Origin of the sequence: Nitriliruptor sp., assembly GCF_040882075.1 — a bacterium.
In the GTDB taxonomy this organism is placed as follows: Bacteria; Actinomycetota; Nitriliruptoria; order Nitriliruptorales; family Nitriliruptoraceae; genus Nitriliruptor.
In genome coordinates, this window is sequence record NZ_JBBEBZ010000160.1 from 1 (window position 1) to 15,269 (window position 15,269).

Consider the following 15,269-nt stretch of genomic DNA (forward strand, 5'->3'; position numbering starts at 1 on the left):
GGTTGAGGCTGTACAGGTGCGCGGGTCCCGCAACGGCCATCGTGACGATGCCCTGTTCGGTAAGTCGACGAAGGACGTTGTTGATCCCCTTCTGCGAGTGGCTCGGGAGCAGCCGCGCAACCTGACGACCGGTGAAGGTGGCATCAGCGCCGGCGAGCACGCACAACACGTCACCGTCGAGAGTCGGAGTCACCACCGCGAGAGGCCGTTGCAGCTCCATGACGCACTCCTCGTTCGAGTAAAATACTACTCACACGAGTAGGATAGTACTCGTTCCCTGCTCGATGGGCATCCGACTGCGCTGCGATCTCATCTCAACGGAACGACACGGGGAGGCCGAGCACCCGGACCCCAGTGCCACGGGCACGTCGGCGCAGCGGCTCATCTGCCACGGTAGGCCTGCACGAGACGGGCGAACATCTGTCGGGCGGCTTCCACGGCACGTGGGTCGCCAGCTTCGAGCAGATCGAGCGCCACCACGGGCGCTGCGGCGACACCGTCGACCTGCGGCACGGCGATGCGGTCGCCGACGACACGCAGCACGGCGTTGGCCGCCTCGTCAGCGTCGGCGATCAGGTACTGCTCGCGCACCGCGGCCAGGTCGCGCTGTGCGATGTAGAGCTCCATCGGCACGTCATCGGCCGCCAGCAGCGGCACTCCAGCCTGCTCGGCCACGCCCCAACCGCTCGGCACCACCCGCGGGTCGCCAGCCAGCAGCTCGAGCTGCGAGGGGTGGACGAACACGAGTTGGCGGCGGGCCCGATGCCGCAGCCGCCCTGCCAGCTCCACGGGGTCCGATTCACGCAGGTGGCGTCGCAGCTGCGACAGCCGCGGCGCGGACAACCCCGACGGCCGCTCACCGGAGAGAAGCGCGAGCAACGGCCACGCGGCCTGCGCGGAGTAGGGCCGCCCGTTGGGTCGGGGTAGCCCCTCGAGCCGACGCACCTCGGCGACCGGGACGAACCACCGGTCTGCGCGACGCTGCGCGTACAACTCGCCGGAGCGGATCAGCGCACGCAGCTTGATGACCGGCACCCCGAGCCGGGCTGCCGCTTGATCGGCATCCAGTACGTCGCGCAACTGCAGCACTCGCCGCCTTCGGTTGCGTGAACCGTATCGCTAACGATCCAGTTCCCGCAACGATGGAGTCCCGTGGCGTGGTGCAGAGCCGTGTGATGGCGCCGGCGAACCTCCCCATCTCGCTCACTGAGCATCGCAACAGCGTGCACGCTGTCAGCACGACGCGACGCGCTCGTCATTCCTGCTCGATACGGGCGATCCACCGGTTGAGGTCGATCACGGCCGTGTCGAGACGCTCGGGGAGGTGGAGGTCAGCGGCGAGTCGGGCCCAGTCGGCGTTCCAGTGATCGAGGTGTTGGATCGTTGGGGGCCAGGGACGGGGCCGGGCACCGAGCTGGTCGGCTTCGCCGGCACGCACGGAGAACACGTCCCGACACGCGGCCCGAAGATCGTGCAGGTCCGAGGGGTCGGCGTAGAAGGCGTCACGGATGAGGAACAGATCGGCGAGGTCACGGACACGGTCGTTGACCTGCGTCGGCGGGTCGTGGGGGTCGGTGCAGGCGTGCAGCTTCTGGGCGACCTGGTAGTCCATCACGATCCCGGCCAGCTCCCCGGGCGATGGCAACCCGAAGTGATCGAGTAGAGGTGGTGCCACCGTCTCGGAACGCGCGCCGGCGTCGCCCTCGTCGGGGGAGACTTCGACCTGGATACGGCGCCACGTCCGCCCCCGGACCTGTAAGCGGATGTCGAAGCGACGTGGCTTGATGAGACGTTGGGCGCGGTCGATGGCGCTCACCTGGCCGCGTTGCAGTTCCAGCGCGCCCCAGGGGGTGGCAAGGACGTCGTCAAGGGTCGCGAGAAGGTCGTCGAAGTCGCCGCGGAAGAGCAGGTCGATGTCGGCGGTTGCGCGTGCCTGCAGGCCGAGCCGAAGCTCGAGCCAGGCTCCGCCCTTGAGCAAGAACCGGGCGCCACCATCCGGGTCGCGGGCACGTTGGAGGGCAGCGATGACGACGCTGGAGGCGACCAGCCATCCGAGCCGACTGCTGACGATCCCGGCGCGGTTCGCGGCCTGGTCGATCCATGCGTCGAGGTGGCGTTTGGAGTGGGGTTCTCTGCCGCGTGGCGGCAGGTCGGGCAGGGGGTGGTCAGGCATGCGTGGCGTCCTCGAGTAGCCCTGTCAGGTGGTCGCGCTCGTCGGCGGTCAGCAGGCCGCGTTCGCGGGCCATCTCGGTGGCCTGTCGGGTGAGGTAGGTCGGGGTGCCATCGCTGATGCACTGGACGATGGCAACGCGGGGGGTGACGGTACGGATGCCCTCGAACCAGCCCAGATCCGCCTCCTCGAGGTCCTGATGGTGGACGGTGTACAGCTGCCCGCCTCGACGGCGGGGCCGGTAGCCGACGGGCACGGTCAGGTGGATGCTGGTGGGGTTGAGGTCACCCAGATCGTGGAGAGCCAGGACGGTCTCGTGGCTCAGAACCCCACGGCGGCCGGCCCACAGGGTCGCCAACAGGTAGGGGCCGTACTCGCCGGCGGGTAGCTCTGGGAAGCGGTAGATGCCGTAGGCGACTTGTTCGAGCCGGCCCCGGTGGGCCAGCTTCCCCAGCTCGACCACCGGGATGTCCAGCTCGTGGGCATCGGCGGTGCTCACGTAGCCGTACTGGTCCAACGCCACCTCGAACAGCTGCTGCCGGTAGCTCTCGACCACACTCACCCTCCGAGTCTGACTTTGGCGAGACTTTACCGGTATCAGTAAACTCTTGGCGGAACCTGCTCGGCCAGGAGGCGGCGGCAGCGGGTCGTCGCGCACCCGATGTTTCTTCAACCCTTGCGCTTTGAACAGAGTTGCGTAAACTATCGGCGGGTTGAGGGCTGGAGGGACGCTAGATGTCAGCTCCCGGACTGTCGGTGCGCGAAGCCGCCGATGCACTCGGCGTCTCGCCCTCTGCGGTCCGACAGCTGATCGCCCAGGGGCAGGTCAGGGCATCGAAGTTCGCCGGTCGCGTCGTGGTCGATCCTGATCACCTCCGCCAGGTTCGCGCAGCTCGCCGTCCCGTCGGACGGCCGTTCTCCCCGGCCGCCTCGTGGATGCTGCTGCACCTGTTGGCCGACCAACGGCTTGGACCGGTGTCCGCCTCGCGCCTGTCGCAGCTGCGCCACCACCTACGACACGACGACCCCCAGCAGCTCGCCGGCCGGCTGCGCAAGCGCGCTGCCATCTCGTTCTGGCACGTCCACCCCTCACTGCTCGGCGACCTCGCCGCCGAACCCGGATGCGTGCTCGCTGGACGCTCCGCAGCCGAACTGGTCGGCGCCGATCTCGTCGGGAGCAGCGGCCCCCTCGAGGTCTACCTCCCTTCCCCTGTGACCGACCGGCTCGCGCACGAGTACGCCGCGGACCTCGAGGTGGCCGTCGGTGTCGCCAACGTGGTCGTCCGGCACGTCGAGACCGACCACGTGCCAGAGCATGAGCATGGGGTGGCCGCCGCGCCCGTCGTCGCGCTCGACCTGATCGAGTCCGGCGAGGCCCGCGCCATCGGCGCCGGATGGAGCCTGTGGCGCGATGGGATCGGCGCCTGGCGGGAGGACGACCCCCGTGGCCGCTGACCGACCGATCCGCCTCCCCCACCAGGGCGCCGAGGGGCGCCTCTGGAACGCGCTGCTCGACGTCGCCGACGCGCAACCGAAGGGCTGGACACTCATCGGCGCGCTCATGGTGATGCTCCACGCACACGCCGCAGGTCTCGACGCCCGCCGCACCACCCGTGACGCCGACGCGCTTGCCGATACTCGCGGCGTCACGCTGGCCACTCGCCGCCTGGTCGCCACCCTCGAACGACTCGGCTGGGAGATGCACCCCGACCATCCGAGAGCCGACGACGTCGGGTTCCGCTTCGTTAAAGACGAACTGCTGCTCGACGTGCTGGCGCCGGATGGCCTCGGCGCGCGCACCGACATCACCACCGTCCCGCCACTCACGACCGTGTCGATACCCGGTGGAAGCCAGGCGCTGCGCCGCACCGCTGTCCGCCATGTCGTGGTCGGCGACCGTCAGGGGCGGCTACCGGTGCCCGATCTACTGGGCGCGCTCATCATCAAGGCCCGCGCTGCGGCCAAGGACCGTGGCCCCACGTCCGATCCGGAACACCGTCCCGAGCGCCACCCAGAGGACCTGGCGGTCCTCTTTGCCTGCGCCACCGACCTGCGCGCGGTCGCGGACGGCATCACCAGCAAGGAGCGCAAGGCGCTGCGCGACGCACCCGAGCCACACTGGCACGTCCTCGACCCTGACCTGCGACCGCAAGCCCAAGCCACCCGAAGGTTCCTCGCCCAGGGGCCCACACCGAGATGATGCGGTGGCGTTCCGTGCTGCGCTGCACGAAGCCATACGGGCGTCGTGCCCTAAGTCGTCGGCGGCCGTTCGTAAGCTCGCTGCACGCCGGATCGATGAGGTCCGACGGGTGAGCTCGCCGTCAGCCGGAAGCTGCGCGCCGGTGAGGTCGGGTCTTGCGGCGCCGAGCTCACCGCAGGCTGAGTTCGGCAGCGGGTGTTGTCGATGTACGCGCAAACGTCCTGCGCGACGACCCGCCCCTTGCCGTACCACGAGAGCGTGGTACAGTCGGGTTCATGGCTGAGCTCAGCGTTCTCGACGAGATCAACCGTCTGCTCGACGCCGACGGTGATGCGACCGTGAACACGTCGATGCGTCTACCCGCAGCGCTTCGGGATGCGGCCGCGCTCGCGGTGCAACATCTTGGCGTTGCAGGGAGCACGACGAGCCTGACGGCGACGGCGTTGCGGCGCGCGCTGGACACGGCCGTAACCGAAGCCGCGCTCGAGGGCCACTTCGGCCAGCACCCGCACGTACGGCCGTCCCTGGCTGAGGTCGCCCTCGCGCTCGCAGCCCAGGACGGATCGCCGCTGGCGGACCGTCCCGAGCTTGTCGAGCGCGCCGCCGCCCAGGTTGTGGCCAGCCATCCCGAGGCTGACGCCGACGACGTGCTCCTGTGGGCTGAGGCGCAACTGGCCGTGCCCGCATGAGGGCGCTGGTCCTCGACAACGAGGCCGTGCAGGCGCTGCGCGACGAGCGCCATCCGAAGCACCGGCAGGTGCTCGCTCACCTCGCTGGTGTTGTCGGGCGGCGTCGGCGCGGACGCGAGGTGGCGGTCGTGGTCCCGACGTCGGTTCGGGTGGAGGCTGGATGGGACCGCACCCGGCCAGCGGCCTCAGCGATCAACCGGTTGCGCATCGCCGACCACACGCTCGATGCAGGGGCGGCGAACGTCGCGGCGACCATCGCTGACGAGCTGACGGTCAGCGTCGCTGACGCCCACCTCGGTGCGGCGGTCCGGCCGCTGCCACACGACGAGGTGGTGGTCCTCACCAGCGACCCGGGCGACATCACGCGGGTTGCAGGCGACCGGCCTGTACGACCCGTGCGCGTCTGAAGCACGAGCGGGCCAGCCCCCCGACAGCCGCGGCGGCTACGGGTCAACGAGAAGGTCGAGGATGGCAGGGGCGACCCAGGTGATGCGTCCGCCCCGACCTCCTACGTGGGCTCGTTCGAGGATGCCGACCTTCTCGAGCCGCCGCAGCACGCTGTTCGCACCGGCGTTGGTCACCGAGAGGGCTCGCATGACGCGCTGCGTCGTGATGAACGGCGTGGCGAAGAGCAGGTCGATGACGTGCGGTGCGTAGCTGCGATCGCCTGCCAGCCGGGTCCGCCACTCCGTCTGGAGGTCGAGCAGGCGTTCCGCGCGATCGACCGCGTCCTTCGCCTGAGTGGCGACGCCGACGAGGAAGTACTGGAGCCAAGCCTGCATCTCCCCACGTTCTCGAACCGCTTGGAGGCGCGCGTAGTACGTCGGGCGATCCCGTTCGAAGTACGGGCTGAGGTAGAGGAGGGGTTCGGGTAGCTCTCCGACATCCATGAGGTAGAGGATGATCAGGAGGCGCCCGAGCCGGCCGTTGCCGTCGAGGAAGGGGTGGATCGTCTCGAACTGGTAGTGCAGCAACCCACAGACGACCAGCGGTGGCAGGTCGAGGTCGCGCTCGTGGAGCAGGGCCTCCCAGTCCCTGAGTGCGGCCTGCATCTCCGGCTCGTGGCGAGGCGGGACGAAGGTCGCGTCCTCCAACGTCCCGCCCGGCGCTCCGATCCAGTTCTGCGTGATACGGAAGTCGCCGGGGTGCTTCTCCTTGCCCCGGACGTTGCGCAGGAGCCGTTCGTGAGCCTCGCGGATCAGGCGAAGCGACAGTGGGAGCTCACCCAGTCGTCGTCGTGCGGTCTCGAACGCCGCGATGTAGTTCTGCACCTCCCGGACGTCGATGTCCGGGGACTCCTCGTCGTCGACCGCGGCTTCGAGGACGTCGGTGAGCGAAGCCTGCGTGCCCTCGATCCGGGAGCTGGCGAGCGCCTCGGTCAGCAGGTACGGCTGGACCAGCAGGTGGGGGTTGGGAAGGAGACGTCCGGTCCCTGCCAGCCGACCTATCGCCCGGTCGGCTTCGGACAGCGCTCGGGTGGTCCTGGCGTCGAGCTGCAACGTGCGTGGGAGTGGGGCCGGGACGTAGTGGTCGTAGCCGTAGGGGCCGGGGACACGCTCAATCCGTCCGAAGGTCCTCTCAACGAACGTTGCATCGTCCACGGCGTTTCCCAACGACATACGGACTTCTGTTGGGAAACACTACCGGAGGCCAACCACCGTTGAGAGAACGGTCTGACCTCGCGGACGGGATCCAGCCCGAGGCGTCACCCGCCGAGTGGGAGGCTGCGGCTACGGCACGACGACCGTCAGCCCCGATCGTGTGGCAACTTCACCGAGTCGCAGGTCGAACGTGTGGCGGCCGGTCACCCAGTCGTCGTCGCTGCCCAGGTAGGCCTCACACGCGCTGCTCTCCGCCTCTTCGACGTAGAGCTTGAGCAGCGCGCTGGTGTCGACGTAGAGGGTCACGCCCCGCGGTCTTCAGCCAGCACCTCGGCGACGGTGCGGGCACTGCGGTGACGTCGTCGGACGCCAGTGGCCGGGACCTCAGCTGTGGCGGCGGTCTCGGCCGGACCGAGAGAGACCGAACGGCCGTCCTCACCGCGGACCACGATGCGCTCGCCGCGGGCGGCCCGTGCCAGGAACTCCTCCAGGCGGGCCTGTAGCTGTGCAGCGTCGATGGTGATGGCCATGGATCCAGCGTACTGCGCAGCCGATCCGAACGGCAGTGCATCAGCCGGGGCGGAGCCGGGCGAGGAGCTTGGCGATCTCGGCGACCGGCAGACCGCCAACGGCGTCCTGTTCGAGGCGCTCCTCGAGCGATGCCTGCCACGCGCTCATCCGGATGCGGAGCCGGGTGTCCTCGATGACGACCAGCGCGCCGGCGTCAAGGTCGGGCTCGACGGCGGGCAGGTTGTCGAGCAGCAGCTTCACGCCGGCTGACGCAGCGGCAGCTCACGCTCGCGGAGGGCTTCGGCGGCGTAGCGGAGCGCCTCGTTGATGTCGGCCGCCTCGAGGTCGGGGTAGGCCTCGAGGATCTCGGCCGCGTCCATCCCATCGGCGAGCATCGCCAGGACGCTTGCCACGGGGATGCGTAGCCCGCGGATGCAGGGCTGGCCGGCCATCTGCGCGGGGTCGGTGGTGATGCGCTGGTAGGTCATCGTCAGCTCCCGAGCCACTGAGCAGAGCGTCAGCAGCCTGCGTAGTGTACGCCGGCGGGACGGGACGTCACCAGGAGCCGTCAGCCGTTCAGTTGGCTGTGAGGTGCTGGTGCGTCAGTTGGGCGGCGGCGCGTACAGCGGGGTCGTTGAGGACTTCCCACCCACAGACTGCCAGGAACGACCGGAGCCCCGGCCCTGCCGAAGAGCAAGCCGGGCTCCTGGCACAGATCCTCAGCTACTGGATCCATCCATTCCGCCTACTCGCTGCGAGCGAGGCGAGGCTGACGATCTCGGGGCCGGCTGAGGCCGGTACGACAGCAGCCGTGGGTGGACGACACAGACAGGCATCGTCCCCGGTGCCGTGTTCGTCGCCACCTACGACGGCCAGCTCGGACAAGGCCGGTCCTCGCTTCCTGACCAGCTGACCCGGTACATCACCACGTCAGCGGCCATCCACGCGTTGCTCGCCGTCCCGACCTATCACATCGTCCAGGCCGTCCTGTCGGGCAACAGCGCGGCGTTGCTCGAACAGCGGCCGTGGTCGATCTACGTGCTGGGCCTCCTGTACGTGGTGGTGCCTGCCCTCCTTGGTGCCGGTAACGCAGCCCTGACCCGCATCACCGGACGATCCCCGGTGTTGAGCTTGCTCGCGCGAGTCTTCGGACGTGAAGCCTTCGAGGCGGGCGCTTCGGCGCCCTCTTCGGGGGACCACCTGCTCGTCGGACGCACGCCGGGCTACGTCCGGGTTCGCCTGAAGCGTGGAGGGTGGGTCGGCGGCTTCTGGGGTGCCCACGAGGGTGGCCGGATGCTCGCACACGCATCGCTCTATCCGGAGGCTCGGGAGCTGTTGTTGGGACGACGTGGACATAGTGAAGTTCGCCTACGTCGGCGATGGAGATCTCGACGACGACCAGGACACCGGTACCTTCCACACAGAAGAGCACGTCGATGAGTCGAGCGACTGATGCCAAGACCACAGCGCACCGGTACGTACAAGCGCGGGGGTGTCTCCGGCCCTCACGTACGCCCATCGCAGGTCGGCCAGCCGAACGCGAGCGGTGGCGGGCCACGTACGAACGGGGCGAACACGTCACGTGGCGACGGCGCACCTGGCGGCGGCCCGCCCGCTGAGAACTCGAACCCCGCACGAACGGCGCGGTCGTCACGGTCACGATGAGGGCACAGCTGCCCCAGGAGCATCCGGCTGACCCCAAGCGGTGAGGTCCGACTGCCACGCCTGGCTTGAACAGAATGTAGAGGCGCGTCGAGCGGCGATTCTGGCTGTTGGGAGGATGCGCAGCAGCCCCGAGGCGGTGACGCGCAGGTAGCGCCACAGGCCGGGCTTCTCGCGGATCCGGCCACGCAGCTCGGCGCGTCTCGTCGTTGACCGGCTCGTCGACGAACTCGAGGTCGTCAGCGTCACCATCGACACGACCGACCTCTTCGTACTCGGCCAGACCCGAAGCCGTGGTGGCGTCGGGGCAGTCCAGAGCGGTCTCGTCCTCGTCGAGCTCGTAGCGGTAGATGATGTACTCATCCGGCTCGCCACTGTCGGGCTCGGTCCAGGTCACCTCAACCGTGTCCGAGTCCGTGGCCGAAGCGGCGACGTTCTCGGGAGCGGTCGGCGAGGTGTCGGTGAGGTTGAAGGTCGACTGCAGATCCTCGTCAGTGGCGTAGATGCCATCGACGTCGTCACCGGTGGACAGACGGGCCTCGAACGTCGCCATCGTGACCGGCGCATTGCTGACCCGGAAGACGTCGTTGGAGTCGTAGTAGTAGCTGCCGTCGTCCTCAGCGCTCGCACCATCACCGACGAAGCGGTTCGCGTCCTTGTTGACGCTGGTCACATCGACGTCAAACTCACCGGCTGCGGCCTCGGCCGGGATCCAGGTCTTGGCGCCACCCACACCGAAGTCTTCGGTGGGCTGGTCGTCCGCGTCCAGGTCCAGGTCGTCGTCGCCATCCTCGTCCGAGAACAGAACCGGACGGACAGCCTCAGCGACGGTCGAGTCGATCGTGAAGTTGATCGTGCCGTTGACCGGGGGAACCACGACCTCGTCGGTGCCGTCTGCAACAGTGGAACCGTTGACGACCTCGATCTCGGCGTTGGTGTTGCCCTGGTTGTCGGCCTCGCCGTTGCCGGCGTTGTCGGTGCCCTCGGTGTCATCGAACGAGACGACACCGTCGTCATCGATCGAGACATCCTCGGCCGGGAACAGCGTGAGGACGTAGTCCTCGTCGTCGTCCAGACCGGAGACCGAGTACTGACGCGCACCGTCGTTGTTGGTCTGGCTCGAGCTGACCTCGTTCTCGGCGGCAGTACCGTCGCCCACCGTGAATGTCTGGGTAGATCGAACATCAGCGTGATGCGGTCTCGGCCATAGCGGCGGGGCCGGGTGACGTGGTCGCGCTGCGCTGGCATGATGGTGGTGGAGGTGCTCGTGATGATCCGACCGGAAGTACGCGAGCTCGACGCGGCGCACCGGCTGCTGTCGCGCCTGGCTGACGAGCGGGGCTTGTCGAACCTTCGGCACGGCGACGGGGCCGGTGAGGTGGTCGCCGATGTCGAACAGGGTCGGACCTACTTCGACATCGTCGCGTTCGAGGACGACGTCGAGGGTCGGCTGGGGTGGCGGCCAGAGGTGGTCGATGCCGAGGCCCCGGGTGCGAGACCCGGGCGGGCCGTCGGCACGGGCCAGTCCCACGCGGCGTGACGGCCGATCGGCTGCGGCAGGCGAGCGTCGAACTCCTCGCCGCGGAGAGCGTGCTCGAGCACATCACGGCGCTCGTTGCCGAGGGCGCTGACGCCGGAGCGGATCAACGATCGGCGGGTGTGGGCGACCAGCGTCGAGTACGGGCCCACCCTCGTTGACGAGATCACCGAGACGCTGTCCGCGCTGAGCGTCGAGTAGGCCTGGCCAGCGCTGCTGAGCCACGGCGGGACCGCGGCGGTGTCGCCGGTCAGCCGGTGGCTCGGACCAGGCGTGCGGCGAAGACGGGGTCGAACCCGCGGGCGCAGAACTGGCGAGCCTGCTCGTAGGCGCCCGGTGGCACGTCGTGGTCGCCGTCGGCGACGAGCGCGACCGCGAACTTGGCCGCCTGCGCGGTCGCGGACCAGCGGCCGTCGGCGCAGTCGGGGCACAGCGGGCAGTCGCGGTGGCGCCAGCATCGGGCGGCGCAGTGGTGGCAGTGCAGGCACCACGGCGGCCCGCCGGGGACGGCGACGACGAGGTCTGCGAGGTGGGCAGCGCCGCCGTCATCGAGCCAGCCTTCGACGCAGACGGGGCCGCAGAAGGCGAAGAACCCGCCGGTGGGCAGCTGGGTGACGTGCATCGCTGCACCGTGCCGGGCGGCGAGGATCGGGGCATCCGTCTCACCGCAGGGCCCACAGAACGACCGTGGCGACGAGCTGCACGAGCCGGGCGAGCGTCCAGCCGCTGACGACGCACACGAGCACCGCGAGCGGTAGCGCAGCCACGCCCGCCGCGACCTGTGAGAGCCGCAGACGCCGCCGCACAGCGGCCCGGGTGCCGCGGCGGCCGGGCGCGGTCGGGCGCAACGCAGCGACCGCGGCGCAGAGCATCCAGACCGCGACGGCGAACGGCAGGGCCACCACGGCGGCCCAGAGGCCGATCACGGCTGCCACGACGCCGCCCGTGCCGGCGAGACGAAGCGCGGCGAGGACGACCAGCGCGCCGCGTTGCACGAGGGGCCAGTCGAAGCTCTGGCGCCACGGGCCGGGCGCTGGCGGTGGGAGCTCGGCCGCAGTGTCCCCGCCGGCGCGTTCGTCGTCCCGGCCGTCGTCGCGGCCGTCGTCGCGGCCGTCGTCGCGGCCGTCGTCGCGGTGAAGGGCGCGGCCGGTCAGGGTCCGGTAGGCCTGCTCGACGGCGGCGAACACGTCCGGGTCGCCGCCGTGGTCGGGGTGGGTGGCGCGGGCGGCACGCCGGTAGGCGGCACGTACCTGGTGCGTCGGTCGCGTCGGTGCGGAGACCGAGCAGCTCGTAGGGGCTCACATCACACTCGAAACGTCGGTGCCTCAGGGTGCGCGGCGGGTGGGGTCCGACAGCCGCCGTGGTCGGGTGTGGTCTTGTTGTTGTGTCCCGGCCGGCACGCCGATTCCGGTGCCGCACACCCGGCGGATACCGCTGTGACCTGCGAGAACACGCGGGGCGGCGTTGCCGCCGCTGGTGGTGCGCCGGCTCGGGGCGGCGGCAGGGAGCCGGCAAACGGTGCGGCGGCCGTGTCGGCCGCCGCACCGCTCGGCTGCGGCGTTTCACGCGGCGGCGTCGGCGGGCTGGTAGGGCCGCGCCGACCGGAACGGGTAGTGCCCGCCGGACTTGGTGCCGTTGGTGTCCCGCTCGATGTAGCCGTCGGCGACCAGCTGCTGGATCGCCTGGATGGTCGCCTTGTCATCGCCGCCGACCGCGTGGCACAGCGCCCGCTGCGACGCGGGACCGTCGGCCTCGAGGAGGCCGCAGAGGCGTTCGTGCAGCTGGTGCTGGCGGGCGTCGAGCACCGTCCGGGTCGAGGCGTCGGGTGCGTCGAAGCGCACCGTCAGCCGGCCGTCCTGGCCGGGTTCGACCGTGACCGCCGCGGCGGGGGTGTCACGTTCGCCGCCGTGTCGGCACTTGCCGCGGATCAGGGCGAGCCGGACCGGCCGGGTGGGGCTGACGGGGCCGCCGCGGAGCACGAACGCGGACCCGGTCACGGCGTCGCGCTTGGCGGTCACCCCACGGGCGTTGAGGCCGCTGCCGGTCTTCTCCGAGATGTGGTCGATGAGCAGCAGTGCCGGATCGGTGGCCGCGCCCTCGACCCGGCAGGCGAGCTGGATCTCGCCGGCCCACCGGGTGTAGCCGGCGTTGTCGGTATCGGCGTCGATGCCGTAGAGCGCGGTCGCGCGGGTGACGCCGTCGAGGACGACCAGGCATGGGCGGTGCTGGTCGACCCAGGCACCGAGCTGGCGGGCGCGGTCGCCGTTGATGGCGTGATCGAGCCGCCAGTAGGCCACGCGGGCGCCGTCGTGCTGCTCGGCACCGAGCTGGCGCAGCCGGGTGATGGCGACCTCGACCGAGGCCTCGTAGTCGAGGAACAGCACCGGCCGGCCCCAGAGGTCACCGAGGTACACCGGCGCCAGGCCGTCCTGAAGCGAGGTCGTGTCGCTCATCGACGCTCACCGCCCTCGCGGCCCGTCAGCCGGATGGTGCGGCCGGCACGGTCGCTGCGGGGGTGTCCGCGACGGGACTCGATGGTGATCAGCCCGGCGGCCGAAAGCCGCGAGAGGGCGGTGGTCACCGAACGGGCGCTCACGCCGAGCCGGGCGGCGAACCACTCGTTGGTCACCGCGTCGAGCTGTCGCTCATCGAGGTCGGCGAGCAGGCGGTGGAGCCGCCGCGCGGTCGGGGTCAGCGCGCGGGCCGGTGGCACGCTCGGCGGCGTCACGCGACGATCAGGTGGTCGGTGGAAGGTTGGCACGGTCGGTCCTCCTGACGTCGACGGTGAGACGGGCGTCTCGGCGGCCGCCGACGTTGTGTCCCGTCCTGCCACCCTCGATCCGCGCAACCACCCCCACCGGGCGGGCCCGGCCGGCTGGCGTCGGCAGGTGCGGTGGCGAAGATCTCCACGCCGCGTTCGACCGCCACGACGGTTCCTGCCGGCCGGAAGCGCCGACCTGGTTGCGTGCGGCGGGGCGCTCCGCACGGTCGGTGGAGGCGCCTCCTCCTGGCTGCCGCGACCCCGCCGTAACTCTCCCCGGCGGGGTCCGCCATCGACCGGGTCCGGCGACCGTCGACCGGCGTCTTGCTGCCGGTGGGTCCGCGGACACGGTCGGGGTGGGGTCAGCTGCTGCAGCAGGCGCCGAACGGACCGGGGTGTCCGCACAGTCATCGCTACCGGGCCGCCCCCTCCCTCCTGTCGGCCGCCCGTGAACGGAACCGCCACCGCCCGCCGCTTGACCGCGTCTGGACGCCGGTCGTAACGCACCGTCGTGGCCGGGTTCGCGGGACCGGCCAGCTGCTGGGCGACCGCGATGTCCGCGCCCCGATCGAGCAGATCGGAGATGAACGTGCGCCGCAGATCGTGCGGCGAGAACGCCGCCACCCCAGCCCTCGCGGCGCGACGCAGCAGCAGCTGGCGGACCGCCTGCCCCGACAGCCGCTCCACCCGCACCGCCCCCGCCTTGTCGACCGGGCAGAACAGCGGCCCCGACACCTCGCCGCGCACCTCGAGCCACGCCGCGAGCGCCTGCCCGGTTCCGGCGGTCGTGTAGGCGAGGCGGGCCTTGCGGCCCTTGCCGCGCCGGACCGACAGCTGCCCCTGCCCCGGGTCGTAGTCGGCCACATCGAGCGCCACCGCCTCCGCACGGCGCAGCCCGCCGCCGTAGAGCACCGCCAGCAGTGCCGCGTCACGGACATCGCCCGGCGCTCCCGCGGCGCACGAGGTGAACAGCGCCGACAGCTCCCCAGCGGTCAGCGCCCGCCCGGCCGGCAGCGTCGACCCGCGGACCGGGTCGAGATCGGCGGCACGCCGGTAGTCCTCCGCGGACATCAACCCGAGCCGCCAGCACTCCTTGAGGACCCCGCGCAGCGCCGACAGCTGCCGGTTCACCGTCGCCGGGGCGTACCGGTCCACCAACAAGGTCCGCACCGCCTGGGTGTGCACGTAACGCAGCTGGTGCCACGGCAGCGACACCACATCCGCCCGGCCGCCGGTCACCAGCCCCGCGATCGTCGTCAACGCGGAGCGTTGCGAGCGCCGCCCCGACGGTGCCAGACGCGCCAGGTACACGGCAGCCGGATGCTCCTCCACCGCAGCAGACACGGCGACCGTCGACGCCAGCACCACCTCTCCCGCACCTTCGACGGTCGAAGCGCCACCCACGCCCTCGCGCGCCGCGAGGCCGTGCCCCCGACCGAGATCGACGTCGGCCGGCCGGCCGACGTCGGCGCGGCCGATCGCGGTGTCGGTGCGGTCATCGCCGATGCGGTCGGTGTCGTCAGCGTCGGAGCGGTCGTCGGTGCGGTCGGGGTCGGCCACGAAGCCCTCCTTGAAGTGACGTTCTCGCAGCCAACCGAGCGTGCGCAGCCGGCCTGGCGCGCCACCCGCCACCACCGCTGCTGCGCGTCAGTCGCACACATCTGTGAACGGTCTTCGAGGTGACTGCCCGCCTGCGGGGGCGGCTCACGGTCCCGACGCGGTCAACCAACCAAAGGACCGCCACCATGAGCCACCAGGCCCAGCCCCTGCCCCGCCCCGACCTGCCCGACTACGACCGGTTCGCCAAGTTCCTCGTCGCCGTCGACCGCTGCTCCACACGGACCGGCAAGACCTACGCCCAGCGCTGCCGGCTCGCCGTGGACTGGTTCACCGTCAACCGGCCTGGGACCCCGCTGCTCGAGCTCACCCCTGAGGACATCGAGGACTACATCATCGACCTCTACGACCGCGGCTTGTCCTCTTCGTCACGGAGCCTGGCGGTCTTCGCCCTCCGAAAGCTCTACAGCTACCTCGGTCGTCAGCGTCCCGGCGGTGCGATCAACCCCGCGCGGCAGGTCAACGCGCCGCCCCAGCACTCGCGCCGTCCCGATCCCTGGACCAGCGACGAGCTGGCCCGGC

At 70.5% G+C, this 15,269-nt stretch carries 20 protein-coding genes and 1 pseudogene; 8 read left to right on the forward strand and 13 right to left on the reverse strand.

Annotated features, from left to right (window positions below):
* The 4 genes and pseudogenes from WEB03_RS09670 to WEB03_RS09685 form a co-directional block, all read right to left on the reverse strand.
* A pseudogene (locus tag WEB03_RS09670) lies at positions 1–220 on the reverse strand (nucleotidyltransferase domain-containing protein); the annotation flags it as partial.
* Positions 221–381: 161 nt separating this feature from the next.
* Positions 382–1,080: a helix-turn-helix domain-containing protein gene (locus WEB03_RS09675; RefSeq protein ID WP_368070743.1), complete on the reverse strand. Its 699-nt coding sequence runs from the start codon at positions 1,078–1,080 to the stop codon at positions 382–384.
* Positions 1,081–1,255: 175 nt separating this feature from the next.
* Positions 1,256–2,173 (reverse strand): nucleotidyl transferase AbiEii/AbiGii toxin family protein, encoded by a 918-nt coding sequence (locus WEB03_RS09680; protein WP_368070744.1) that lies wholly within the window; start codon positions 2,171–2,173, stop codon positions 1,256–1,258.
* On the reverse strand, positions 2,166–2,726 hold the full coding sequence (locus WEB03_RS09685; RefSeq protein WP_368070745.1) for a type IV toxin-antitoxin system AbiEi family antitoxin domain-containing protein: 561 nt from the start codon (positions 2,724–2,726) through the stop codon (positions 2,166–2,168). Before WEB03_RS09685 ends, WEB03_RS09680 begins: the two co-directional genes overlap by 8 nt.
* 179 nt (positions 2,727–2,905) lie before the next feature.
* Here WEB03_RS09685 and WEB03_RS09690 point away from each other — a divergent pair, with 179 nt between their 5' ends.
* From WEB03_RS09690 to WEB03_RS09705, 4 genes are all read left to right on the forward strand, one after another.
* Positions 2,906–3,625, forward strand: a complete 720-nt coding sequence (locus tag WEB03_RS09690; RefSeq protein WP_368070746.1) for a helix-turn-helix domain-containing protein — start codon at positions 2,906–2,908, stop codon at positions 3,623–3,625.
* On the forward strand, positions 3,615–4,370 hold the full coding sequence (locus tag WEB03_RS09695; protein WP_368070747.1) for a hypothetical protein: 756 nt from the start codon (positions 3,615–3,617) through the stop codon (positions 4,368–4,370). The genes WEB03_RS09690 and WEB03_RS09695 overlap by 11 nt, the downstream gene beginning before the upstream one ends.
* Before the next feature lie 275 nt (positions 4,371–4,645).
* The gene (locus WEB03_RS09700) at positions 4,646–5,059 is read left to right on the forward strand and encodes a hypothetical protein (protein WP_368070748.1); all 414 of its coding nucleotides are present in this window, start codon (positions 4,646–4,648) and stop codon (positions 5,057–5,059) included.
* Positions 5,056–5,466 carry a hypothetical protein gene (locus tag WEB03_RS09705; protein ID WP_368070749.1) on the forward strand — a complete coding sequence of 137 codons (411 nt, stop codon included), beginning with the start codon at positions 5,056–5,058 and terminating at the stop codon, positions 5,464–5,466. Before WEB03_RS09700 ends, WEB03_RS09705 begins: the two co-directional genes overlap by 4 nt.
* A 36-nt stretch (positions 5,467–5,502) precedes the next feature.
* On the opposite strand, the gene WEB03_RS09710 is transcribed toward WEB03_RS09705, so the two are convergent.
* The 5 genes from WEB03_RS09710 to WEB03_RS09730 all read right to left on the reverse strand — a co-directional run bounded on the left by WEB03_RS09710 (position 5,503) and on the right by WEB03_RS09730 (position 7,658).
* Positions 5,503–6,660 carry a Fic family protein gene (locus WEB03_RS09710; RefSeq protein ID WP_368070750.1) on the reverse strand — a complete coding sequence of 386 codons (1,158 nt, stop codon included), beginning with the start codon at positions 6,658–6,660 and terminating at the stop codon, positions 5,503–5,505.
* Positions 6,661–6,789: 129 nt separating this feature from the next.
* On the reverse strand, positions 6,790–6,966 hold the full coding sequence (locus WEB03_RS09715) for a hypothetical protein (protein WP_368070751.1): 177 nt from the start codon (positions 6,964–6,966) through the stop codon (positions 6,790–6,792).
* Positions 6,963–7,190, reverse strand: coding sequence for a hypothetical protein (locus WEB03_RS09720; protein ID WP_368070752.1), 228 nt, complete (start codon positions 7,188–7,190; stop codon positions 6,963–6,965). The genes WEB03_RS09715 and WEB03_RS09720 overlap by 4 nt, the downstream gene beginning before the upstream one ends.
* A gap of 40 nt (positions 7,191–7,230) precedes the next feature.
* Positions 7,231–7,431, reverse strand: coding sequence for a hypothetical protein (locus tag WEB03_RS09725; protein WP_368070753.1), 201 nt, complete (start codon positions 7,429–7,431; stop codon positions 7,231–7,233).
* Positions 7,428–7,658 carry a DUF433 domain-containing protein gene (locus WEB03_RS09730; protein WP_368070754.1) on the reverse strand — a complete coding sequence of 77 codons (231 nt, stop codon included), beginning with the start codon at positions 7,656–7,658 and terminating at the stop codon, positions 7,428–7,430. Before WEB03_RS09730 ends, WEB03_RS09725 begins: the two co-directional genes overlap by 4 nt.
* Positions 7,659–8,019: 361 nt before the next feature.
* Between WEB03_RS09730 and WEB03_RS09735 the strand changes: the two genes are divergently transcribed.
* The 3 genes from WEB03_RS09735 to WEB03_RS09745 all read left to right on the forward strand — a co-directional run bounded on the left by WEB03_RS09735 (position 8,020) and on the right by WEB03_RS09745 (position 10,570).
* Positions 8,020–8,610, forward strand: coding sequence for a DUF6338 family protein (locus tag WEB03_RS09735; protein WP_368070755.1), 591 nt, complete (start codon positions 8,020–8,022; stop codon positions 8,608–8,610).
* A 1,492-nt stretch (positions 8,611–10,102) separates the two neighbouring features.
* Positions 10,103–10,372 (forward strand): hypothetical protein, encoded by a 270-nt coding sequence (locus WEB03_RS09740; protein ID WP_368070756.1) that lies wholly within the window; start codon positions 10,103–10,105, stop codon positions 10,370–10,372.
* 75 nt (positions 10,373–10,447) lie between these two features.
* A complete protein-coding gene (locus WEB03_RS09745) occupies positions 10,448–10,570 on the forward strand; it encodes a hypothetical protein (protein ID WP_368070757.1) in 123 nt (40 codons plus the stop codon).
* 49 nt (positions 10,571–10,619) lie between these two features.
* Here WEB03_RS09745 and WEB03_RS09750 read toward each other — a convergent pair whose 3' ends face one another.
* The 4 genes from WEB03_RS09750 to WEB03_RS09765 all read right to left on the reverse strand — a co-directional run bounded on the left by WEB03_RS09750 (position 10,620) and on the right by WEB03_RS09765 (position 14,690).
* Positions 10,620–10,991: a hypothetical protein gene (locus WEB03_RS09750; protein WP_368070758.1), complete on the reverse strand. Its 372-nt coding sequence runs from the start codon at positions 10,989–10,991 to the stop codon at positions 10,620–10,622.
* A gap of 40 nt (positions 10,992–11,031) precedes the next feature.
* Positions 11,032–11,556: a hypothetical protein gene (locus tag WEB03_RS09755; protein ID WP_368070759.1), complete on the reverse strand. Its 525-nt coding sequence runs from the start codon at positions 11,554–11,556 to the stop codon at positions 11,032–11,034.
* 375 nt (positions 11,557–11,931) lie between these two features.
* Positions 11,932–12,822 (reverse strand): hypothetical protein, encoded by an 891-nt coding sequence (locus tag WEB03_RS09760; RefSeq protein WP_368070760.1) that lies wholly within the window; start codon positions 12,820–12,822, stop codon positions 11,932–11,934.
* Complete coding sequence (locus WEB03_RS09765) at positions 12,819–14,690, reverse strand: tyrosine-type recombinase/integrase (RefSeq protein WP_368070761.1); 1,872 nt, start codon at positions 14,688–14,690, stop codon at positions 12,819–12,821. The genes WEB03_RS09760 and WEB03_RS09765 overlap by 4 nt, the downstream gene beginning before the upstream one ends.
* A 185-nt stretch (positions 14,691–14,875) precedes the next feature.
* Between WEB03_RS09765 and WEB03_RS09770 the strand changes: the two genes are divergently transcribed.
* Positions 14,876–15,269 (forward strand): site-specific integrase (locus tag WEB03_RS09770; protein WP_368070762.1); only part of this gene is annotated, 394 nt, incomplete at its 3' end.